Below are 22,726 nucleotides of genomic sequence, written 5' to 3'. Positions count from 1 at the left end.
ATGGGGTATCTTCTAACAGGAGGTTTTAAACTTTTACCACTGATGTCCATCACCGAACGGAGAACCGATGAGTAACAAAGTTATCCCGCCCGTTGAATACCGAGCGTCGGGACTTACCTGCTCCCACTGCGTGGCAAGCGTCACGGAAGAAGTGAGCGAAATCCCCGGAGTGACGGGTGTTGAAGTAACCCTGGTAAAAGAGGGCGTCTCCACCGTGCGTGTTTCCAGCGACAGAGAAATTAATCCCGATGCGATGCGAGCCGCTATCGCTGAAGCGGGATATGTGCTTGAAGATTAGGATTTTAGCGTGAAAGATAAACAACATCCCGCAGGCAGGGAATCCGAGAGTGCGGGACACGGTGTTCACGTAGAACCCTCTGAAAGTTCCGTGGACACCGGTGTGCCGCACACCGGGTCGGAAACTCGCCGAGATCACGCGGGGCATTCCGGGCACGGCGATCACGGTGACCATGCGGATCACAACGATCACGCCGGTCAGGTAGAACATTCCGGTCACAACGGTCATGTTGATCACACTAATCACGCCAGTTACGGTGATCATGCGGATCATGCGGATCATGCGGATCATGCGGATCATGCGGATCACTCCGCTCACGGGGGCCATGCCGGCCACGGTGATCACGTCGGCCAATTTCGCCGCCTCTTCTGGTTGATGCTTGTGCTGGCGGTTCCCGTCATCGCCTCTAGTGCCATGTTTGCATCGCTCCTGGGGTACAACCTTCCCGATTGGAGCTGGCTACCGTGGGTATCCCCGCTCCTGGGAACGGTGATGTACGTCTGGGGTGGGCAGCCGTTCCTTACGGGAGCGGCTCAGGAGATCAGGGGTAAAAAGCCCGGCATGATGCTGCTGATAGCTCTTGCCATCACGGTGGCGTTTTTTGCGTCCCTGGGGGCAAGCCTCGGTCTTCTCGATCACCGTCTTGATTTTTGGTGGGAACTTGCCCTTCTGATCGTTATCATGCTTTTGGGGCACTGGATTGAGATGCGCTCTCTTGCCCAGACTCTCAGCGCCCTGGATTCGCTTGCGGCCCTGCTGCCGGATGAGGCTGAGCGGGTGACAGAAACCGGTAGTGAAACGGTTTCTCCCGCCGATCTACAATTGCACGACACCGTGATTGTGCGTCCCGGTGGCCGGATACCCGCCGATGGAATCGTGATCGAGGGTGTTGCGGATGTTGACGAATCGATGATTACCGGCGAATCCCGGCCCGTTTCACGCGCTCCCGGGGATCTGGTTGTTGCCGGAACGGTCGCAACAAACACGGCCATTCGCGTTCGTGTCACCGCAGTTGGCGAGAACACGGCTCTTGCGGGAATTCAGCGCCTGGTTTCAGACGCGCAAAACAGTTCGTCTCGCGCCCAGCGATTGGCAGACACCGCCGCAGGCTGGCTTTTCTGGTTTGCGCTGGGGGCGGCCATTATCACGGCTATCGCGTGGACGCTTGTGGGTGACCCGGATAACGCGGTTATTCGCACCATTACCGTTTTGGTGATTGCCTGCCCGCACGCTCTGGGGCTCGCGATTCCCCTGGTGGTGTCGATTTCGACGGAGCGGGCTGCGCGCTCTGGCGTTCTCATTAAGGACCGTCTTGCCCTCGAGAGTATGCGCTCGGTTGATGCTGTCCTCTTTGATAAGACGGGAACTCTCACCAAAGGAACCCCCACGGTCTCTTCGATTGCCGCGGTGCAGCCCTTCTCGGAGGCCCGGGTAATTCAATTGGCGGGCGCGACGGAGGGCGATAGCGAACATCCTCTGGCGGGGGCAATCGTGCGGGAGGCTTCGCTTCCGAAATGGAAGGATGCCGCCCTGGTGGATCCGGTGAGCGATTTCCGTTCCTCTCCCGCCGTGGGTGTTACCGCCCGTGTGGGGGGCCACGAGGTGAGTGTTGGAGGCCCCGCCCTCCTGGCGGAACACGGGGTAGAGGCCCTGCCGCAGACACGACAGTGGGCTGAGGCCGGTGCGATTGTCCTGCACGTTCTTGTTGATGGGGTAGTGGCCGGGGCCCTGAGGCTGGAGGATGAGATACGCGAGGAATCGCGGCGCGCGGTAACCGCTCTGCAGGCTCGGGGCATCGAGGTTGTTATGATCACGGGTGACGCGGAGGCGGTGGCCCAATCGGTGGCCGCTCAACTAGGAATTACGCGAGTTTTTGCGGGGGTGCGCCCGGAGTACAAGGCGGCGAAGGTTCGTTCTCTGCAGGGTGAGGGCCGTCGCGTGGCGATGGTGGGCGATGGCGTGAACGATGCCCCCGCTCTTGCTCAGGCGGATGTGGGTATCGCTATAGGCGCAGGAACCGACGTGGCAATAGCGTCGGCCGGGGTGATCCTGGCGAGTGACGATCCGCGCTCGGTTCTTTCGGTCATCGAGCTGTCGCTGGCAAGCTATCGCAAGATGAAGCAAAACCTGTGGTGGGCGGCGGGCTATAACCTGCTCTCGGTTCCGTTGGCCGCGGGTGTGCTGGCACCCATCGGGTTTATACTTCCGATGGCGGTGGGGGCTTTGCTTATGTCGGCATCCACAATCGTTGTTGCCCTGAACGCTCAGCTGCTTCGCCGGTTAGATCTTGCTCCGGAGCGCTTCTCGTAGCCGCCGCACGGGCCGTGCCCGCGGCTCTGGCAGTGATTGCCTTTCTCGGTGAACGGCTGGGGTCTTGCGATGAGTATGCAGCCCTTACCGCTGTCGTTCCCTCCCTCGCGGCGTGACTCCGCTTTTGTGATCGTGCTCGGTTTCCTGTCTTTGAATTCCGCTCGTGCGAATCGATCCGCCACAATAGTATTATGAGCACACAACGCAGCCTGGTTGCCGGGGTCGATTCCTCCACTCAAAATTGCAAAGTTGTTATTTGCGATTCTCAAACGGGGGAGGTCATCCGCTCCGGGCGGGCGAATCATCCGCAGGGTACGGAGGTTGATCCGCACGAGTGGTGGACAGCCTTGGAACTGGCGATTGAGCGGGCCGGTGGTCTTGAGGATGTTGCCGCCATTTCTATTGCGGCTCAGCAGCACGGCATGATCGCGCTTGACGCGGAGGGCAGGGTCATCCGCCCGGCGCTTCTCTGGAACGATACCCGCTCCGCTGCTGCCGCCGAGGCGCTGGTTGGGGAGGTAGGGGCTGAGGAGTACGTGCGGCGGAGCGGTAGCCTGCCGGTGGCCTCTTTTACAGTGTCGAAACTTCGTTGGCTGAGGGACCATGAACCAGAAAACGCCGCGCGGGTTGCCGCGGTGGCCCTGCCTCACGACTGGCTCAGCTGGCGGCTGCGCGGGTATGGCCCCGATATGCCTCTGGGGTCTCAGCTTGAGAGGCTTGCAACCGATAGGTCCGATGCGAGTGGCACGGGCTACTGGGACCCGAATCTGGGTGAGTATGACCGGGATTTGCTGGTGCGCGCCCTGGGCAAAGACATTATTTTACCCGTCGTTTTGGGTCCTTCCGAGGTGGCGGGAACGGTGAACAGCGGTGTTGCCCGGCGTGACGACATACGGGTTGCTTGCGGCGCGGGTGACAACGCGGCTGCGGCGCTCGGGTTGCGGCTTGCCCCGAACGAGACCGTGATTTCGATCGGCACGAGCGGCACGGTTTTTGCCGTAACAGAGCGGCATACCCTTGACGTTTCGGGGGCCGTTACCGGATTTGCCGATGCTTCAGGTCGCTATCTTCCGCTGGTTGCCACCCTGAACGCTGCGCGCGTTTTGGACTCTATCTCGGGTCTTCTCGGCGTTGATCATGATCAATTTGCCGAGCTGGCTCTTGCCGCCCCGGCGGGCTCCGAGGGTCTGGTTCTTCAGCCGTATTTTGAGGGTGAACGAACCCCCAATCTCCCCAACGCCACGGCAACACTTTTTGGGATGACCCTGCGGTCTAGCACGCGAAACAACCTGGCACGAGCCGCAATCGAGGGGATGCTCGCGGGTCTTGCCGCGGGTCTCAGCACTCTCGCGGCGCAGGGGTTTGTGACCAGCAGCATCCGCCTGATCGGAGGTGCCGCCCAGAATCCCGCTGTGCAGCGGATCGCGGCGCAGGTGTTTGAGCAACGGGTGAGCGTTCCGCATCCCGGGGAGTACGTGGCTATGGGGGCGGCTCTCCAGGCGAGCTTCGCTCTGGACGGCGAATTGCCCGAGTGGCCGAGCCCCCCGCAGGTGACGATTGAATCGGACTATAGGCCGGAGATACTGGCACAGTATGAGGCTAGGTTCTAGGTGCCGGTGGGTTACGAAAGATTCCTTATCCCTTCCGTGGTGTGCGGGAAACGGGACGCTCGTGCCGTGATGAGGAGCTGTACCCAGCAGAATTTTTGCTGTGAATAATCGCCATAAATTGATAATGGTTATCAATAGTGGATAGTATGTATAGGTGTCACACGAGTAGGTAATAATCCCGTCCTCTCGTTACAAAGACAAGAAAGAGCTGTTATGACGCGTTTCACGCCGCACAGGCTGATTGCCCCGCTCGCCGTAGCGATTGCAGCAACCCTGGCGGTTGCGGGGTGTGCACCTTCATCCTCCTCGAACTCGGTGGATGGTGCTTTAAATGTGGTGGCCACCACCACCCAGATTACAGATTTTGCTCAGAACGTGGGTGAGGATCGGATAAATCTCACCTCCCTTTTTGCCCCCGGCGACAGTGCCCACCACTTTGACCCCACCCCTGCCGACCTTGCCACTCTTGGGAGCGCTGATGTTCTCATTCTCAACGGGGCGGGGCTCGAAAGTTTCCTCGACTCTGCTATCGAGGCTTCCGGTTTCAGCGGTCTCAAAATCGATACCAGCGTCGGTATCACACTCAGCGGAGGCGATCACGATCACGCGGATGACGCTGATCACGATGACACCGACCACGCAGGGCACGATCACGCCGATCATGCCCACGCAGAACCTGATGGTCATGCCAAGGGCGATGCCACCCAAGGCCAGGCGGCTAACGACCACTCGGATCATGACCACTCGGAAGGAAACCCTCACACCTGGACTAGTCCGGCAAATGCCAAGATTATGGTTCAGAACATAGCAAACGGCCTAGCGGAGGCGTCTCCCGATAACAGCGCTTTCTTTACAGGAAACGCACAGGCTTACGAGTCAAAGCTTGATCAATTGAGTCAGTGGGTTCAAGAAAATGTCGCTACTGTTCCTGCTGAGAAACGTTTGGTGGTGAGCGGACACGATTCGCTCCATTATTTTTTCGAACACTACGACATAACTTTTGTGGGCGCAATTATTCCCAGCTTTGAAGACAACGCTGAGCCTAGCGCCGCCGAGATTGACTCGCTTGTGGCAAAAATTCAAGAACTTGGCGTAACCACCATATTCTCCGAGAGCTCGGTCAACAGCAGGGCGGCGTCCGCTATCGCCCAGGCTGCGGGGGTTGCGGTGCGTTCCGGTGAAGATGCGCTCTTTGCCGATTCGCTCGGCACTGCCGGTTCTGCGGGGGAAACCTACATTCAGGCGACTATCCACAACACCACGGTTATTCTCGAATCGTGGGGCGTATCACCCACACCGGTTCCTGTCGCCCTAGAATCAACTATGTGAGTGCACAAGAACCGGCAGTTCATCTGAGCGATGCGTCCTTCTCCTACGGAGGCGCGCCCCAACTTCACGGTGTGACAGCCACCATTCAGCGGGGAGAAGCGGTGGCCCTTGTGGGTCCCAATGGTTCGGGTAAATCAACCCTGTTGAAGGGGGTTCTTGGCCTTGTCTCATTGGTTGGGGGAGAGCTTCGCGTTCTGGGTGGTTCCCCACGCTACGCACTGCCGCGTGTGGGTTATCTGGCGCAACTCACCGAGGTTGATCGTGAGTTTCCCATTAGTCTTCGCCAGGTTGTTGCGATGGGTCGCTATCGTTCGCTGGGAATGTTGCGCTGGCCGGGCAAGATCGATAAAAAACTAGTTACCGATGCTCTTGAAAAGGTTGGGCTAAGTCATCTGGCGGGCCATCGCTTTGGTGAACTTTCCGGTGGGCAACAGCAGCGCGGCCTGTTGGCTCGTGCGCTGACAACACAACCGCAACTGCTGTTGTTGGATGAGCCCTTTAACGGACTAGACCAGACTAATCGCACGGCGCTTCTTTCGACCCTCAATGCTCTGAGAGACGAGGGGGTCACGATTGTTACGTCCACTCACGATCTACAGCTGGCCAGGGAGGTCTGTACCAGGGTCATGCTTTTGAACCGCACCCTTATTGCTTACGGCCCGGTCGAAGAGACTCTTCGCATTGCGCTGGTGGAGGAGACGTTTAAAAACACCATCGTGCACGTTGATGATCACAGCATTGTTCCGGCCACACACGAGCACGGATAACGTTGTGGACTTCACTTTTTTTCTCGAGCCTTTTTCTTACCCCTTTATGCTGAGGGCCCTCATTACTATTTTGGTTCTTGCCGCGGCAAGCGGTGTTGTGGGGCTGTTTATCAACCTGCGCAGTTTAGAGTTCATCAGTGACGGTCTGGTGCACTCGGTTTTTCCCGGCTTGGTGGTGGGTTTTGTCGTGGGAGGAACCGACGCGCTCTTGCCGGGTGCCCTGGTTGCGGGCGTTATCGCGGCCGCAATTCTCACGGTGGTGAGTCGTCGAGGGGTGGGGTCTGATGCGGCTATTGCCGTGGTTCTTGCGGGAAGTTTTAGCCTCGGTGTTGTGATTGTCTCTCGGGGGACCAACTATGTGAGCCAACTAGAACAATTGCTTTTTGGTGCTGTCCTTACCGTCACGGTTTCTCAACTATGGCAAATCATAATTATTAGTGCCTTTGCGATTCTTCTGGTGGGGCTTACCTGGCGCAGGCAGTTATTTCTCTCGTTTGATCGATCCGGGTTTCGAACATCCGGCTATCGCGTTCTTCCCGCGGAGCTTCTTCTTAACTGTTCAGTGGCGTTTCTTGTTGTGGCCGGATCGCAGGCTCTAGGTAACCTTCTTGTACTTGCTTTCCTGATTGTTCCAGTGGCGATTGCTCGCTTAATGACGACCAGGTTGGGGCTGCTCACCCCGATTGCGCTGGTGGTTGCCGGGGTTTCCGGGTGGTTGGGGTTGCTCGTCAGTTTTCACGCCTCTGTGTCCTATGGACTCACCCCCTCTCCGGGTTCGGTCATCGTTATTGTTTTGATCGCGATCTACGCGGTTGTTTTGTTGAGTCACCTGGTTATTCTCCGCAGTGGTGTTCGTGCAGCTTTGAAACGGGAGGGGTAGGTCGTGGGATTTTTTGAATATGCGCTTCTACAGGCTGCCCTTCTCGGTTGCCTCTGCGGAATTGTCGGGCCGATTATGCTGCTGCGCAAACGAGCTTTTTTTACGGTTGCTCTTACTCATGCGACGTTCCCCGGGGGCGTTATTGCGGCGCTTCTTGGTTTGAGCGTTCTACTCGGCGCGGCCGTGTTCAGCATTGTTCTGGTGCTGATTATGTTGGGGGTGTCGCGTGTGCATCGCCAGGGGAGCCAGGTTGCTGCCGGGATCGTTCTCACGTTTGGGTTTGCGCTGGGCTCCCTTCTGCAATCACTCAATAGAGGGATGCCGATACAGGTGGATACTTTCCTGGTGGGCTCAATTCTCACAATTTCTTCTCAGGAGATTGTGGCCACCTCATTCACGCTTGTTCTTGCCCTGGTTGTCCTGGTGGTGGCTGGAAAACAACTCTTGTTTTCCAGCTTTGATCCTTTGGGTTATCGGGTTGCCGGCTTTAAGCCGATGTTGATTGATGCGCTTGCTCTCGGGCTTATCGCATTGACCGTGGTGGTGGCGATGCCTGCCGTGGGGTCCATTCTCTCCATCGCGCTTATTGCCGGTCCGGCTGCGAGTGCAAGGCTTCTTGTCAATCGAGTTGAATGGATTATTCCTCTTGCGGTTGTGTTTGGTGTGGTGTCGGGGGTTGGTGGTCTCTGGGCGTCACGCATTTTTTCTATTGCTGCTGGAGGTTCCATAGCGCTTACGGCATCTTGCATCTTTATTCTGGCAGTGGCTTTTGACCGCCTCAGGCGGTACCGTGGAAGCGGGAGGAAAAGTGGCAGTAGTCAAAAGGAATACGTGGCAGCGTGAGGCAGTGCGAGCGGCCCTTGATTCTGAAAGTGGTTTTGTCAGTGCGCAAACGCTGCACGCGACTCTTCGTGACGGTGGTTCTCCCATTGGCTTAGCTACGGTATACCGCGCGCTGGCTGACCTGGCCTCAGTGGGAGATGCCGACTCTCTACAGTCGCCCGAGGGGGAAAGCCTGTATCGTGCGTGTGACACCACTACGCACCACCACCACTTGATCTGTCGGCAGTGCGGTAAGACGGTTGAGATTGCGGCCAATGATGTGGAGTCGTGGGCACAGAGTGTCGCATCGGAGAACGGTTTCACTAGTGCTCATCACGTCGTTGATGTTTTTGGTCTCTGCCCTGAGTGCACTGCCCAAAGAGCTGCCGAGGCACCTCGGAAGTAACTAATGAAACCGCTGGTGGGCCTGTGATTGTCTTTGTTGCCCTTTTGGTGAGAGACGCCACGGACTGATTGAGAGAGTGGTGGAGCGGGATCTCTTTTTAGTTTCCTGTGTAGTTACATTTGCCTCTTCACATAATGAAAGAACCTGTGCAATAATGGTATTCCCCTAGTTTTCTAGGGTTCACTGGCTCAAAATCAAATCGCTATTTCTAATTCTAAAAATGCGGTTTTCTTGATTTGACAGCCAGATGAGCAAGTAGTAAGCTAGAGAAGTTGCCCGGGGCTGGCAGGTTGAAAAATCTCGCTGGTTGTGGTGTGTCTGGTCTTTGAGAACTCAATAGTGTGCACTAATGTTATATGCCAATTTTTTGGTTTCTGTGGCATGTGCTGTGGCTGATCGTTGTGGTTGGTTGTGGTGTGTGTTGTGGGGACTTTTTGGTTTATTTATTTGATTATGCAAGTCAGTTTTTGATTTGTGTGTCAGTTTTGAACTCGTGATGCTGCATGCTTTCGCTGTTGTGGGGGTGTGTGGTGTTGTTTTATGTTTAGCGCAGCTGTGCTGTTCACTTGTGTGGGTGGTGGGGTTGTTGCTTTTTATGCATTTACGGAGAGTTTGATCCTGGCTCAGGACGAACGCTGGCGGCGTGCTTAACACATGCAAGTCGAACGATGAAGCTGGAGCTTGCTCTAGTGGATTAGTGGCGAACGGGTGAGTAACACGTGAGTAACCTGCCCTTGACTCTGGGATAAGCGCTGGAAACGGTGTCTAATACTGGATATGACTTCTGGCCGCATGGTCTGGGAGTGGAAAGATTTTTTGGTTGAGGATGGACTCGCGGCCTATCAGCTTGTTGGTGAGGTAGTGGCTTACCAAGGCGACGACGGGTAGCCGGCCTGAGAGGGTGACCGGCCACACTGGGACTGAGACACGGCCCAGACTCCTACGGGAGGCAGCAGTGGGGAATATTGCACAATGGGCGCAAGCCTGATGCAGCAACGCCGCGTGGGGGATGACGGCCTTCGGGTTGTAAACCTCTTTTGGTAGGGAAGAAGCGAAAGTGACGGTACCTGCAGAAAAAGCACCGGCTAACTACGTGCCAGCAGCCGCGGTAATACGTAGGGTGCAAGCGTTGTCCGGAATTATTGGGCGTAAAGAGCTCGTAGGCGGTTTGTCGCGTCTGCTGTGAAAACTGGAGGCTCAACCTCCAGCCTGCAGTGGGTACGGGCAGACTAGAGTGCGGTAGGGGAGATTGGAATTCCTGGTGTAGCGGTGGAATGCGCAGATATCAGGAGGAACACCGATGGCGAAGGCAGATCTCTGGGCCGTAACTGACGCTGAGGAGCGAAAGCATGGGGAGCGAACAGGATTAGATACCCTGGTAGTCCATGCCGTAAACGTTGGGAACTAGATGTAGGGGCCATTCCACGGTTTCTGTGTCGTAGCTAACGCATTAAGTTCCCCGCCTGGGGAGTACGGCCGCAAGGCTAAAACTCAAAGGAATTGACGGGGGCCCGCACAAGCGGCGGAGCATGCGGATTAATTCGATGCAACGCGAAGAACCTTACCAAGGCTTGACATATACCGGAAACTGCCAGAGATGGTGGCCCCGCAAGGTCGGTATACAGGTGGTGCATGGTTGTCGTCAGCTCGTGTCGTGAGATGTTCGGTTAAGTCCGGCAACGAGCGCAACCCTCGTCCTATGTTGCCAGCACGTGATGGTGGGAACTCATGGGATACTGCCGTGGTCAACACGGAGGAAGGTGGGGATGACGTCAAATCATCATGCCCCTTATGTCTTGGGCTTCACGCATGCTACAATGGCCGATACAATGGGTTGCGATACTGTGAAGTGGAGCGAATCCCAAAAAGTCGGTCTCAGTTCGGATTGAGGTCTGCAACTCGACCTCATGAAGTTGGAGTCGCTAGTAATCGCAGATCAGCAACGCTGCGGTGAATACGTTCCCGGGCCTTGTACACACCGCCCGTCAAGTCATGAAAGTCGGTAACACCCAACGCCAGTGGCCTAACCCTTTGGGAGGGAGCTGTCTAAGGTGGGATTGGTGATTAGGACTAAGTCGTAACAAGGTAGCCGTACCGGAAGGTGCGGCTGGATCACCTCCTTTCTAAGGAGAATATTTATGGTGTTGGTTGAAGAGCCGAGTGTGTTCTTGCCGGCACTGGGTGGAACATATAACAGTTATCCTGGTATTGGGTGTGCGCGTGATGTGAGTACGGTCATGGGTTCGAGGGAAACTTCGGGTTCGTGGTGGGGAAAGTGTGGCGTGTGTGTTTGGTAGTGGGGGTGTGTGCATACTATTGGGTCCTGAGGGACTAGACCGGTTTGGTTTGGTATCTTCATGTATCAGGCCTCTTGTGACATGGAACGTGTGTTTTGTGTGGTGGGGGGTGTTGATCGTATTTTGAGAACTACACAGTGGACGCGAGCATCGTGAATGCGCGCAACATCATTTTTGTTTTTGATGGTTATGTTTTGTTGGCTCTTGTTTGAGGGTTGATGGGGTGTGGCGTATTGAGGGCTGGTGTGTTGTGTGTGTTCATACAATAATTTTTGATCTTAAACAATGTTTTTGATTGTATTGGTCTGAAAAGCATGGTTTGCGCTTGTTGCTTTTGTGGTGATGGGTGTGAGTTTCATGTTTTTTGGTTCTTTATTCATGTGATTTTTTAAGTTGTTAAGAGCGAACGGTGGATGCCTGGGCATCTGGAGCCGAAGAAGGACGTAGTAATCTGCGATAAGCCTCGGGGAGTTGATAAACGAACTGTGATCCGAGGATGTCCGAATGGGGAAACCCCGCCAGGACCTTTCGGGGTATCTGGTGACTCCCGCTTGAATGTATAGAGCGGGTAGAGGGAACGCGGGGAAGTGAAACATCTCAGTACCCGCAGGAAGAGAAAACAATATGTGATTCCGTGAGTAGTGGCGAGCGAAAATGGATGAGGCTAAACCATGTGTGTGTGATACCCGGCAGGGGTTGCATGTGTGGGGTTGTGGGACGCTTGGAGGGATTCTGCCGGATCTCTAGCGTGACAGGGAGCGTATAGGAGAATGGCTTGGAAAGGTCGACCGTAGACGGTGAGAGTCCGGTATCCGAAATGCGTGTTCCTTGGCGTGTGAGTGTATCCCAAGTAGCGCGGGGCCCGAGAAATCCCGTGTGAATCTGTCAGGACCACCTGATAAGCCTAAATACTCCCAGATGACCGATAGTGAACAAGTACCGTGAGGGAAAGGTGAAAAGTACCCCGGGAGGGGAGTGAAATAGTACCTGAAACCGTTTGCTTACAATCCGTCGGAGCACCCTTGTTGGTGTGACGGCGTGCCTTTTGAAGAATGAGCCTGCGAGTTAGTGATACGTAGCGAGGTTAACCTGTGTGGGGTAGCCGTAGCGAAAGCGAGTCTGAATAGGGCGATTGAGTTGCGTGTTCTAGACCCGAAGCGAAGTGATCTATCCATGGCCAGGCTGAAGCGACGGTAAGACGTCGTGGAGGGCCGAACCCACTTAGGTTGAAAACTGAGGGGATGAGCTGTGGATAGGGGTGAAAGGCCAATCAAACTTCGTGATAGCTGGTTCTCTCCGAAATGCATTTAGGTGCAGCGTTACGTGTTTCTTGCCGGAGGTAGAGCTACTGGATGGCCGATGGGCCTTACCGGGTTACTGACGTCAGCCAAACTCCGAATGCCGGTAAGTGAGAGCGTAGCAGTGAGACTGTGGGGGATAAGCTTCATAGTCGAGAGGGAAACAACCCAGATCACCAAATAAGGTCCCTAAGCGTGTGCTAAGTGGAAAAGGATGTGGAGCTGCTTAGACAACCAGGAGGTTGGCTTAGAAGCAGCCACCCTTGAAAGAGTGCGTAATAGCTCACTGGTCAAGTGGTTCTGCGCCGACAATGTAACGGGGCTTAAGCACACCACCGAATTTGTGGCATTCATACATGGGTAGGCCTTCGTGGTCCAGCCGTGTGGATGGGTAGGAGAGCGTCGTGTGGGCTGTGAAGCGGCGGGGTGACCCAGCCGTGGAGACTACACGAGTGAGAATGCAGGCATGAGTAGCGAAAGACGGGTGAGAAACCCGTCCTCCGAAAGACTAAGGGTTCCAGGGTCAAGCTAATCTGCCCTGGGTAAGTCGGGACCTAAGGCGAGGCCGACAGGCGTAGTCGATGGATAACGGGTTGATATTCCCGTACCGGTGAAAAACCGTCCGAAACAATCTAGTAGTGCTAAGAGTCCTAAGACCACATACTGTGTCACCTTTCGGGGTGGTGTGGGTGTGGGGATAACGCTCGACCCCTTATCTAGTGCGTTTAGCGTATTAACAGGTGTGACGCAGGAAGGTAGCTGATCCCGGGCGATGGTTGTCCCGGGCTAAGGATGTAGGACGAGTGGTAGGTAAATCCGCCGCTCTTAAGTGTCTGAGATCTGATGGGGAGTCTTAAGTGATGAAGTCAGTGATCCTCTGCTGCCAAGAAAAGCATCGACGTGAGGTTTGAACCGCCCGTACCCGAAACCGACTCAGGTGGTCAGGTAGAGAATACTAAGGAGATCGAGAGAATCATGGTTAAGGAACTCGGCAAAATGCCCCCGTAACTTCGGGAGAAGGGGGGCCTGACACGTGAACCCACTTGCTGGGGGAAGCGTGGTAGGGCCGCAGAGACCAGTGGGAAGCGACTGTTTACTAAAAACACAGGTCCGTGCGAAGACGCAAGTCGATGTATACGGACTGACGCCTGCCCGGTGCTGGAAGGTTAAGAGGAACGGTTAGAATCTTTTGGGTTCGACGCTGTGAATTTAAGCCCCAGTAAACGGCGGTGGTAACTATAACCATCCTAAGGTAGCGAAATTCCTTGTCGGGTAAGTTCCGACCTGCACGAATGGCGTAACGACTTCCCAGCTGTCTCAACCATGAACTCGGCGAAATTGCATTACGAGTAAAGATGCTCGTTACGCGCAGCAGGACGGAAAGACCCCGTGACCTTTACTATAGTTTGGTATTGGTGTTCGGTGTGGCTTGTGTAGGATAGGTGGGAGACTGTGAAGCATGCACGCTAGTGTGTGTGGAGTCGACAAGTGAAATACCACTCTGGTCATAGTGAATATCTAACTTCGGGCCCTAATCGGGTTCAGGGACAGTGCCTGATGGGTAGTTTAACTGGGGCGGTTGCCTCCTAAAAAGTAACGGAGGCGCCCAAAGGTTCCCTCAGCCTGGTTGGTAATCAGGTTTTGAGTGTAAGTGCACAAGGGAGCTTGACTGTGAGACTGACAGGTCGAGCAGGGACGAAAGTCGGGACTAGTGATCCGGCAGTGGCTTGTGGAAGCGCTGTCGCTCAACGGATAAAAGGTACCTCGGGGATAACAGGCTGATCTTGCCCAAGAGTCCATATCGACGGCATGGTTTGGCACCTCGATGTCGGCTCGTCGCATCCTGGGGCTGGAGTAGGTCCCAAGGGTTGGGCTGTTCGCCCATTAAAGCGGTACGCGAGCTGGGTTTAGAACGTCGTGAGACAGTTCGGTCCCTATCCGCTGCGCGCGTGAAGAAATTTGAGAAGATCTGACCCTAGTACGAGAGGACCGGGTTGGACGAACCTCTGGTGTGTCAGTTGTGCTGCCAAGTGCATTGCTGATTGGCTACGTTCGGGATGGATAACCGCTGAAAGCATCTAAGCGGGAAGCCGGCTTCGAGATGAGATTTCTATCCCCCTTGTGGGGGTGAGGCTCCCAGTAGATCACTGGGTTGATAGGCCGGATGTGGAAGCACGGACTAAAGACGTGTGGAGCTGACCGGTACTAATAGGCCGATTACTTAAAAAATTCTTTACTCACCCCGCCTGTATTTTATGGTGGTGGTGGGGTTGTGTAAGACAGTTATTGTTGTGTGTTGTGTGCGTCCACTTTGTGGTTCTTGATAGACGATCAAGAACTGATGTAAGTAAATAATGTGTGATTGGAACATGTTGTTGATTACTCCAGAACCCGCCCCTCTTCCTTGTGTGTGGGGGTGTGGGTGGTTGGTTGTATCACGAGTGTTTCGGTGGTTATAGCGTGAGGGAAACGCCCGGTGACATTCCGAACCCGGAAGCTAAGGCTCACAGCGCCGATGGTACTGCACGGGGGACCGTGTGGGAGAGTAGGACACCGCCGAACAAAAATTAAACGTGAAGGGAATCCCGAGTAAACAGGGATTCCCTTCACGTGTTTAAGAGTAAATAATTTTCCTGCTGTGCTTATTCCCAACGAGCAGCAACCGAATAACAAGAAAGCAGGGCCCAACCAGCCAGGGCCCAACCAGCCCGAATAGACACATCGCCACGCACGCCATCATGCCTTATAAGAACAGTATCGGGAGCCGTGCGGGTTGATCGATGTCTCCTTCGACAGGTAGTAGAGACCACCCACTGGTGGGTGTCGACCTCACTCACGAGATGACGACTGTGTGTCTACCTCTGCGCGGATTACGGCGGCTTCACTGTGACGGCCCAGCGCCTCAAGCGCCTCGGCAAGCTCGAGCGAGACCGTAACCCATATTTCCGATTCTGTCGAAACCCGCTCCCTGGCAGACTGATACATGGCCGCAGCCTCGTCGGAGCGAGACTTTTCCGCGAGCAGGCGAGCAACAAAAAGTTCAGAGCGAGCGGCGGCATCGGCATCAAGCGCGCTTGCGTATCCGTCGGCTGCTTGCAGGGCCAGGCTTGCGGCCTCCTCCACTCGTTCGAGAGCGTGAAGCACACGGGCTTTAGTGTCGGTGATATCCGCCACTAACCAGGGGGACTCAAGCTGTGAGGCGATGCTGAGGGCCTCGTCGAGAGAGGTCAGTCCCTCTTCCTGTTCAAATTGACCCTGGGTGCCCCCGAGGTGCTGGAGTGCGATCGCAAGAGTTTGAGGGTCATCAAGCACGCGAGCGGTTTCAACCGTGGCGGCAAAAATAGTGAGGGCGTCCTCGTTGTTGTATCGGGAGAGAAGCGTGCCGAGGGCAAAGCCCACTCTCAATAACTGGGGGTTGTCTTCAGCGGCTGTGGCATTTTCCCAGGCCTCCTGCCATGCGCCAAAGGCCAGCCCGTCTTCGCCGATGGCACGAGAAGCCTCCCCCATCAGGTAGAGAATATCGGCAAGAACAGCGGGGTCGGTATCGCTTTGGAGCATGGCACGATATGCCTCATCAAGATGCTCCAGGGCAATATCCGGTTCTCCCGAGTAGTGCAGGTAACGGCCGAGCAGCATACTGAGACCTGCGGTATCGGAGTACTCCGCGAGCTTCGCCTGGGTAAGCGCATAACGGATACGTTGGGCGGCTTCGGCATTGCGGCTTGCGCTGCTCAGCAAAGACGCTGTGAGAATACACGCTGTGATTGTGCCCGTTCGGTTTCCAAACGACGTTTGCAAAGAAATAAGTTCGTCGCCCAGGGCAGCACCCGCATCACCGTTATTGGTGGCACCATAGAGCTGAGATCGTATTGTGAGCGCGGGAATCCGCACACGGGGGCGCTGGGTGCTGTCGGTGAGCGCGTCCAACTCGACCAGAGCCTCCTCCACACGATTGAGGTTCAGGAGAAGGTGGGCGTATAAGAGGCGAATAGAGGGTTGAATTCCGTGCGGGTCGGATACCGTGGTGCGGGTAAGCGCCTCGCTCACCAGCCCGTGAGCCCACTCCAGAGAGGCGGAGCGGTCGTTGCCGGTGAGCACCGCCTCGGCATTGGTGACCAAAAGCTCAACCACCACCTCGTCGTCACTATCGTTTTGGCGAGCCTTCTCTAGCTCGTCACGCAGAATATTGGCGCGCAGCGGATTGTTGTCCTCGTAGAGAAACATCCCCAGGCGCTGCTCGAGATCCGCGGTGCCGGTGCGGCCCGAGGCGCGAAGCTCGGCTACCCGCTGGTTGTGAGCCTCCTCGGCTCCGGTGGGATTGCCTAGCGCCTGCTGTACCCTGATTGATGCGCCGAGAAGCGCGGCCCTCTTATCGTCAATGGGAAGGCGGAGCCCCTCCTCGATTGCGGATTTGGCGGCGTCAGCCTCTCCCGACATGAGGAATACGATGGCTCGTTCGCACCACCCTTCAGCGGTGGTGGGGATGTTCGCCGTGGGTTCCGGCGCGCGGAAGGTGTCGTTATCGAGGGGCACATCGTAGTGCTCATCGCGAAGAGCCCGCGCTTCCACTAGACGGCGGGTAAAGAAGTCGTTGCCATTGCGGGCATCAAACTCGACCGCTAGCTTTTCCGCGGCACGCCAGGCTACGGGAGCGAGAGTCTCCGCAGTCCACAACGTTCCCTGGGCGCTCACTGGGAGGTGAGAAGCGGCGGAGGGGTTGCTGGAGGGGGACTCCTCGGGGTGTGCGTGGGCGGCAGGGTTGCCGGAGGGGGATTCTCCCCAGATGTTTGTGAGCGCACGAGATTCTGCACCGCGAACAGTCTCGCTACCGTATCCGGCGGCGGTTACCGCGTCGAGGAGCACCCCGACAGCCAGAAGACCTTCAAAGTGAGCGGAACGATTAAGCGGATCGTTGGCTAGATTGTGAATATTGCGTTCGAGTAGCGCCAGGCCCCGCGCTTCGTTGCCCGTTATTGCGCAGAAGATAAGTGAGTTGGCAACCACGCTAAACATGTCCGGGCTGGAACGGGCGACACGATAGCTACGCAGGTGCGCCGCTCGAGCATCCGTCCAGCGACCCGCCCGCAGGTAGGGGAGCAGCACCTCTCCCTCGCTTGTTTCGGGTTCCTCTCCGCAGCTGAGGTTATTGTCGAAGATCTCGTCGTAGATTCGGATGGCTTCTTCCTCGTTGCCATCAAGCTGGGCGAACCAGGCATCCTCGTTGCGCACACAGGCGGCGCAGTGGCTGAAGTCGTCCTCTTCGGTGGCGTTGCGGGCGGCCTGCAGGGCACGGGCATCCTCTAAACGACCGGTGTACATCGCGGTTGAAAACTTGGATTGCAGCACCCCGTTTTGGCTGGCGCCCGCTTCGCGGTAACGTCGCTCCATATCGTGATGGATGTCATCAATCTGCTGCAGGCTGAAGCCCGGGTTTGTGGTGAGCCTGCCGGGCATCCACTTGTAGTGGAAGAGTAGCTCTTCTCCCGCTTCGGTGCTGAGCGGAAACTGTACGGGGTCACTGTCGTGCATCCCCAGACACCAGCCAAACGAACTCAGCATGGCATCCGTGTCACCCATCATGTGGGCCGTTTCGGTCAGGCGCATACGGGCCGCGTAGCCCAACACGTTATCGTTGGTCTCTTCTGCCTGCTGGATCGCCTGGTCAATGAGCGCACGCGACTCGGGGCCGTAGGGAAGCTGATCGATCTGGTGGATGATGGGGTAGTCGGCGTCGTAGGGGTTATTCATTGGGGGTCTCCTGGGGAGGTGTGTTGCTGGTGCCGCCCGGGTTATCCAGATTATTATCGTCCCAGTCGAGGCCAACGCTCAGTTGGATGAGGTCTGACATGGCGGTGGTGAGCATCGCTCGATCGGCGCTGCCCAGGGGCCTGTGGCCCGCAAGAAGAGCCTGCACGTAGAGAAGCTGGATGCTGCGCTGGAACACAACCTCGTCACTCATGTCCGCAAGCTTGCGGGTAAGGGGGTTGGCCCAGTTGAGGCAGAGTTGGGCCTGATCCGCGGCGGCCGGTTCGTCGTCTTCCTGGGCCGTGAAGAGGGAATTGACGGTTGAGACCACCTGCGACCACAGGCCCGGGGCAATGGTTGCGGCCCGGCTGCGTTCGATGCGACGGAGCACCGCCGGGTCGGCCACGTACAGCGCCGAAAGATCGTGCGGGTGAAACGTGCGTACCGACACGCGAGTGTCAACACCCGTGAGAAGCGCGGTCGCTCGGTTTTCCAGGGCGACCACGCGTTCGCGATCGGCGAGGGGTGGGGAATCAAGCGTGTCGAGTTCGCCCGCCACGGTGACCTGTTCGGTCGTGACACCGTCAAGCACATGGGGGAGTCGGCGCAGAAGGTCGCTGTCGTAGATGTAGCCGCCGTTAACGATGGGGTTATTGACGGAGGCGATGGGGGCGAGCTGCCGGAACTCGTCGACCGTGGCGGTGTAGCGCAGCGTGCCGTAAACGCTCACAAAGTCGTTGATGGTCATGGTGCCCAGAGAGGTTTCAATGGTGAGCCATCCGATGAGAGCGTGGGCCAGTTCGTCGTCGTGTACGGCAAGAGATTTAAGCCCGAGCGAATGAATCTGGATGAACTCCTGCAGGCGGTGCGGGTCGGTGGTGGCAAGAAGCATGATCCAGCGGCGCACGGCCGAGCCAATGGCCTCGCGGGTTTTCTCAAGCTGTTCGTTTTTTACAAACGACTCGCGAGAGGCTGTGGGTTGCAGACCCGTGGTATCGATGACGCAGCGCACAAAGAAGGCCCACTCGGGGAGGAGATCGTCAACGTTTTTGCTCAGTAACATGCCGCCCAGGTACGCCTGATGCGCCTGTCGGCTGCCGGGGCGAGGGCTGAAGGGCAGCACAAACGCGGTTCCGCGTGTTGCTGTTCCCGGGACAACCAGCTCGATAGCGTCAAGGGGGCGCTTTCCCAAGAGGTCTTTTCCAAACTCAAGAAGTTCCTCGCTGGGACGCTCGAAGGGAGAGCTAAAGAGAGGATCCTGGTTGAGGGTGACCCACCTGTTTTGGCTGGAGGACGTGGCCACCTGCACCACCAGGTTGAGGTACTGACCAAAATCTTGGGCCAGGGTGAGAACCTGCGGTTCCTGAAGCAGCGAGGTGTCCTGGGGCCTGGGGGTGAGGTGGACTTCTGTTCCCACCGGAAGGCCCGCGGCTTCCTCCTCGGTGAGTTCGCGAAGGGTGAAGGTTCCGTCGGCGTTGCCAACCCATTCGATAGGCAGCCCGCCGCGGGCGGAGCGACTGCGCACCGTGATGGCGTCGGCCACCATAAAACAGCTGAGCAGCCCGATACCAAATTGACCCAGGTAGTCGTCGCGGTTCATGTTGAGGACGCTGTCGCGTTGACCGCCATCTATGGAAGTGAAGGTATCGCCGAGGTGGGGCTCACGGCTTGTAGGGCTAGCGTTGCGCTTTGAGCTGCGGCCCACGGTTGCGAGCAGATCGGCGGCCTCAGCCCGGGTAAGGCCAATGCCGTTATCGCGGAACACAAATGTATTTGCGCCGTCGCCCGCGATGCCGTTGAGGGCTGAGTCCGTGACCTCGTCGGCAGCGTCCGTGACGTCGTCGGCAGCGTCCGTGACGTCGTCGGCAGCAACTCCGAGGGGAATAATCTGGAGGACGCCGGCCGGGGCGTCCGGGAACTCTTTGTGGCGAGCCGAGACGGCATCGCGCCCATTTTGTAGAAGCTCACGTAAGAAAACGCGTGGACTCGAGTAAATATGGCGGCTGAGGAGGTCAACAACGCCACGGAGATCAACCTGAAACGGTGTGGCAGATGTTGGGGGTGTGGGCATGTAGCGTGACTCCTTTGGGGACCCCGTACAGGGGTCTCGGCAGCGGCGGAGGTTGGTCTCCAAACGAGCATAATTCTACCCGTCTAGTGTGTAGAATACTGGGAATTCTGCTCAGGGCGGATACGCGATACATCCGGGAAGGCTCCGTGTTTGTGCGCCGAGTGCCGCGGGCTGAGTTCTGGTCGAGGCCGGGCCTATAGCACGTCCGAGAGGAACGCCTGTAACCGCGGGCTTTCTGGAGACTCAAAAATCTGCGCGGGAGGTCCCGATTCCACCACAACGCCGGCATCCATAAAGGTCACGCTATGAGAGACGCCCCGGGCAAAGCCCATCTCGTGGGTGACCACAACCATGGTCATGCCGGTTGACGCCAGATCGGCCATGAGCGCGAGCACACCCTTGACCAACTCGGGGTCGAGTGAGGAGGTGGCCTCGTCAAAGAACATAATGTCGGGGCTCATCGCGAGGGCGCGGGCGATGGCCACACGCTGCTGCTGCCCGCCGGAGAGGTTGCCGGGTCGGGCCTCCGCCTTGTGCTTTAGTCCGACCAGATCGAGATGCTCCAGGGCCACGGCCTCGGCCTCGTCTCGCGACATGCCACGAAGCTTGCGCAGAGCGAGCGTAATGTTGTGCAGGGCGGTCTTGTGGGGGAAGAGATTAAACTGCTGAAAAACCATGCCCATGCGCTGACGCAGCTTATCGGGATCATCCTTGAGTATCGAGCGATCGTCGAGCAGGATATCGCCCTGGTCGGGTTCGATCAGGCGATTCATCACGCGCAGCAGAGTGGACTTTCCCGAACCGGAGGGGCCAATAACGGATGCCGTTTCTCCTCTGCCCACGTGCAGGTCGATTCCGCGCAGCACGTGATTGTGACCAAAGGAGAGGTGCAGGTTTTTGGCGGTCAATGAGACCGAGTGAATGTCGTTCACGGGGTAACTCCATCGCTCGTAACTGTGGGGGCGGCCTGCTGAGGGCCCTTCTCGGGGCGGCCGTGGCGCATCCGGTGATCGATAAAGTTCACCAGGTGGGTGAGCGGCACCGTGAGTACCAGGTAGAGCAGGGCGGCCGCTATAAGGGGCGAGAGGTTACCCGTGTTGGCGGCGGCATCGTTTCCGATGCGGAAGATTTCTCGCTGGCTGGCGAGCAGCCCCAGAAAATACACCAGGGAGGAGTCTTTGATGAGTGAGATGAACTGGTTGACCAGCGCGGGAAGCACCCGGCGGATGCCCTGGGGAATGATGATCAGACGCATCGAAGCCCCGTACCCAAAACCGAGGGCGCGGGTGGCTTCGAGCTGTCCCCTATCAACGCTCTGGATGCCGGAGCGGAAAATCTCTCCGATATACGCGGCGGCCATGAGCGAGAGGGCAAGAATTCCCAGAGGGAACGGGTTGGTGCTTCCCGTGAGCTCCCGGACGATCGGGCCAAACCCGAGCCCGATGAGGAGGATGATCACTACGGCCGGCACCCCGCGGAAAATATCCGTGTAGATACGCGCGAGCCACCGCAGGGGGCGGTTACGGGAGATTCCCATCACCGCCAAGACAAGCCCCAGGAGGGTACCAAAAACGCCGGAGAGGCTCGCGAGCAGGAGTGTGTTGGGAAGGCCAACCGTGAGAAGCGACGGCACAACCTTAGCCATCGCTTCCCAATCAAAGAAGGTGTTGAGGAGCTGTTGGAAAGCGTCCATAGTTTACTGTACTACCCCCGGGGTGGTGGTTTGTTAACCCACCCGAGAGGGTACGAGGGCCGCCGCGCTACCGGGTGTCCAGTCGAGAGGCTGCGCGCGTCCCGGGTACCACTCGGCCACCAGGGTGCCCCAGGTTCCGTCCGCGATGACCGCGTCGAGAGCCGAATTGAGGGCGTCGATGAGGGGCTGGTTGTCGCTGTTGACGGCAAAGGCCATGAAGTTCTGTGTGTTGATCACAGACTCCGCAATGGTTGTTCCATCACCCTCCACCACCAGACCCTCGGCCTGATTAGAGGGAGCAACCCAGGCGTCAACCTGGCCGTTTCGCACGTTGGCGTAGGCCGTGTTGTAGTCGGGGAAGCTCACCGCTTCGAGCTGAAGGGTGTTGGTGACGTAGTCGTCCTGAACCGTGCCTCGCACCACCGCGATGCGGGCATTCTCGTCGAGGTCGTCAAAGCTCTTGATTGAGGCGTCGTCCCGGGTTACGAGTGCCATGTAACCAAAGTCGTAGCCGTTGGTGAAGCCCACGTTCTCGCGGCGGGCATCGGTTGTCGAGATGGAGGATGACCCCACATCAAAGCTCTTGTTCTGCACCTGACCCAGCAGGGCGGAGAAATCCGTGGAGGCAAACTCAATTTTTAGGCCGAGCTTTTGGGCCATCGCCTTGAGCAGCTCGTTATCAAAACCCGTGAACTCGCCGGCCTCGTTAATAAAAATGTTGGGCGGGGCGTCCGAAAGGGTTCCCACCAGGAGGGTGCCGTCGGTGATCAGGCCAAGCTTGGAGATATCGATCTCGTCGAGCGGTGTCACGTCTGCCGTGGTGTACTTGCTCAGCGACGCCTGGTCGCTCCCCTCAAGCGCGTTGGTGGGGGTGGAGTCGGGGGCAGCGGCATCACTGCTGCAGGCGGCCAGGGTGGCGGCCAGGGCAATCGCAACGGGCAACGCGGCCAAGCGGGTGATGGCGGATAGTTTCACGACAGGTCTCTCTTGTTAATAAATTGGGGGGGCCTCTGGGCTGTAGCGTGCGAGGCGGAGCGGATTCGGGGTTAGCGCCGATAGAAACGTGCCTTCCGCGCGAACCGTCTACCATTCTCCCAAATATGGTGCGCACAGTGAAATTACGGGGGTGTTATCTCCCGTAACAATATGTAAAATACTCCGCTTTTCTTGGATTGTCATGGGATTGATATTGATTGGTGG

At 57.2% G+C, this 22,726-nt stretch carries 13 protein-coding genes and 3 rRNA genes; 11 read left to right on the top strand and 5 right to left on the bottom strand.

Going from position 1 to position 22,726, the window contains the following annotated elements; translation table 11 throughout:
* Nucleotides 1-67: 67 nt before the first annotated feature.
* The 11 genes from FrondiHNR_RS12550 to rrf all read left to right on the top strand — a co-directional run bounded on the left by FrondiHNR_RS12550 (nucleotide 68) and on the right by rrf (nucleotide 14,579).
* Nucleotides 68-298: a heavy metal-associated domain-containing protein gene (locus tag FrondiHNR_RS12550; protein ID WP_279353109.1), complete on the top strand. Its 231-nt coding sequence runs from the start codon at nucleotides 68-70 to the stop codon at nucleotides 296-298.
* Between the two features lie 9 nt (nucleotides 299-307).
* On the top strand, nucleotides 308-2,608 hold the full coding sequence (locus tag FrondiHNR_RS12545) for a heavy metal translocating P-type ATPase (protein ID WP_279353108.1): 2,301 nt from the start codon (nucleotides 308-310) through the stop codon (nucleotides 2,606-2,608).
* 191 nt (nucleotides 2,609-2,799) lie between these two features.
* The gene (gene xylB / locus FrondiHNR_RS12540) at nucleotides 2,800-4,218 is read left to right on the top strand and encodes a xylulokinase (RefSeq protein WP_279353107.1); all 1,419 of its coding nucleotides are present in this window, start codon (nucleotides 2,800-2,802) and stop codon (nucleotides 4,216-4,218) included.
* A gap of 213 nt (nucleotides 4,219-4,431) precedes the next feature.
* Nucleotides 4,432-5,547, top strand: a complete 1,116-nt coding sequence (locus FrondiHNR_RS12535) for a metal ABC transporter substrate-binding protein (protein WP_279353106.1) — start codon at nucleotides 4,432-4,434, stop codon at nucleotides 5,545-5,547.
* Nucleotides 5,544-6,314, top strand: a complete 771-nt coding sequence (locus tag FrondiHNR_RS12530) for a metal ABC transporter ATP-binding protein (protein WP_279353105.1) — start codon at nucleotides 5,544-5,546, stop codon at nucleotides 6,312-6,314. Before FrondiHNR_RS12535 ends, FrondiHNR_RS12530 begins: the two co-directional genes overlap by 4 nt.
* Before the next feature lie 4 nt (nucleotides 6,315-6,318).
* Nucleotides 6,319-7,194: a metal ABC transporter permease gene (locus tag FrondiHNR_RS12525; protein WP_279353104.1), complete on the top strand. Its 876-nt coding sequence runs from the start codon at nucleotides 6,319-6,321 to the stop codon at nucleotides 7,192-7,194.
* A gap of 3 nt (nucleotides 7,195-7,197) precedes the next feature.
* A complete protein-coding gene (locus FrondiHNR_RS12520; protein ID WP_279353103.1) occupies nucleotides 7,198-8,037 on the top strand; it encodes a metal ABC transporter permease in 840 nt (279 codons plus the stop codon).
* The gene (locus FrondiHNR_RS12515; RefSeq protein ID WP_279353102.1) at nucleotides 8,003-8,422 is read left to right on the top strand and encodes a transcriptional repressor; all 420 of its coding nucleotides are present in this window, start codon (nucleotides 8,003-8,005) and stop codon (nucleotides 8,420-8,422) included. Before FrondiHNR_RS12520 ends, FrondiHNR_RS12515 begins: the two co-directional genes overlap by 35 nt.
* A gap of 600 nt (nucleotides 8,423-9,022) precedes the next feature.
* Nucleotides 9,023-10,545: ribosomal RNA gene (locus tag FrondiHNR_RS12510) — 16S ribosomal RNA — on the top strand.
* Nucleotides 10,546-11,105: 560 nt separating this feature from the next.
* A 23S ribosomal RNA gene (locus tag FrondiHNR_RS12505) occupies nucleotides 11,106-14,246 on the top strand.
* A 216-nt stretch (nucleotides 14,247-14,462) separates the two neighbouring features.
* A 5S ribosomal RNA gene (gene rrf / locus FrondiHNR_RS12500) occupies nucleotides 14,463-14,579 on the top strand.
* Together the 16S, 23S and 5S rRNA genes form the textbook arrangement of a ribosomal RNA operon.
* A 267-nt stretch (nucleotides 14,580-14,846) precedes the next feature.
* On the opposite strand, the gene FrondiHNR_RS12495 is transcribed toward rrf, so the two are convergent.
* The 5 genes from FrondiHNR_RS12495 to FrondiHNR_RS12475 all read right to left on the bottom strand — a co-directional run bounded on the left by FrondiHNR_RS12495 (nucleotide 14,847) and on the right by FrondiHNR_RS12475 (nucleotide 22,501).
* The gene (locus tag FrondiHNR_RS12495; protein ID WP_279353101.1) at nucleotides 14,847-17,765 is read right to left on the bottom strand and encodes a tetratricopeptide repeat protein; all 2,919 of its coding nucleotides are present in this window, start codon (nucleotides 17,763-17,765) and stop codon (nucleotides 14,847-14,849) included.
* Entirely contained in the window at nucleotides 17,758-19,833 is a 2,076-nt protein-coding gene (locus FrondiHNR_RS12490; RefSeq protein ID WP_279353100.1) for an HSP90 family protein, read from the bottom strand. The genes FrondiHNR_RS12495 and FrondiHNR_RS12490 overlap by 8 nt, the downstream gene beginning before the upstream one ends.
* A gap of 194 nt (nucleotides 19,834-20,027) precedes the next feature.
* The gene (locus FrondiHNR_RS12485; RefSeq protein WP_279353099.1) at nucleotides 20,028-20,765 is read right to left on the bottom strand and encodes an amino acid ABC transporter ATP-binding protein; all 738 of its coding nucleotides are present in this window, start codon (nucleotides 20,763-20,765) and stop codon (nucleotides 20,028-20,030) included.
* Nucleotides 20,762-21,526 (bottom strand): amino acid ABC transporter permease, encoded by a 765-nt coding sequence (locus FrondiHNR_RS12480; protein WP_279353098.1) that lies wholly within the window; start codon nucleotides 21,524-21,526, stop codon nucleotides 20,762-20,764. The genes FrondiHNR_RS12485 and FrondiHNR_RS12480 overlap by 4 nt, the downstream gene beginning before the upstream one ends.
* Nucleotides 21,527-21,559: 33 nt before the next feature.
* Nucleotides 21,560-22,501 carry an ABC transporter substrate-binding protein gene (locus tag FrondiHNR_RS12475; RefSeq protein ID WP_279353097.1) on the bottom strand — a complete coding sequence of 314 codons (942 nt, stop codon included), beginning with the start codon at nucleotides 22,499-22,501 and terminating at the stop codon, nucleotides 21,560-21,562.
* Nucleotides 22,502-22,726: the final 225 nt, after the last annotated feature.

This window comes from Lysinibacter sp. HNR, assembly GCF_029760935.1.
In the GTDB taxonomy this organism is placed as follows: domain Bacteria; phylum Actinomycetota; class Actinomycetes; order Actinomycetales; family Microbacteriaceae; genus HNR.
This window is presented reverse-complemented; position numbering and strand designations above follow the sequence as displayed.

What these genes read in the sequence shown, in the direction of transcription:
- FrondiHNR_RS12550 (WP_279353109.1), top strand. Translation starts at nt 68, where the DNA reads ATGAGTAACAAAGTTATCCCGCCCGTTGAATACCGAGCGTCGGGACTT.
- xylB (WP_279353107.1), top strand. Translation starts at nt 2,800, where the DNA reads ATGAGCACACAACGCAGCCTGGTTGCCGGGGTCGATTCCTCCACTCAA.
- FrondiHNR_RS12535 (WP_279353106.1), top strand. Translation starts at nt 4,432, where the DNA reads ATGACGCGTTTCACGCCGCACAGGCTGATTGCCCCGCTCGCCGTAGCG.
- FrondiHNR_RS12495 (WP_279353101.1), bottom strand. Translation starts at nt 17,765, where the DNA reads ATGAATAACCCCTACGACGCCGACTACCCCATCATCCACCAGATCGAT.
- FrondiHNR_RS12490 (WP_279353100.1), bottom strand. Translation starts at nt 19,833, where the DNA reads ATGCCCACACCCCCAACATCTGCCACACCGTTTCAGGTTGATCTCCGT.
- FrondiHNR_RS12480 (WP_279353098.1), bottom strand. Translation starts at nt 21,526, where the DNA reads ATGGACGCTTTCCAACAGCTCCTCAACACCTTCTTTGATTGGGAAGCG.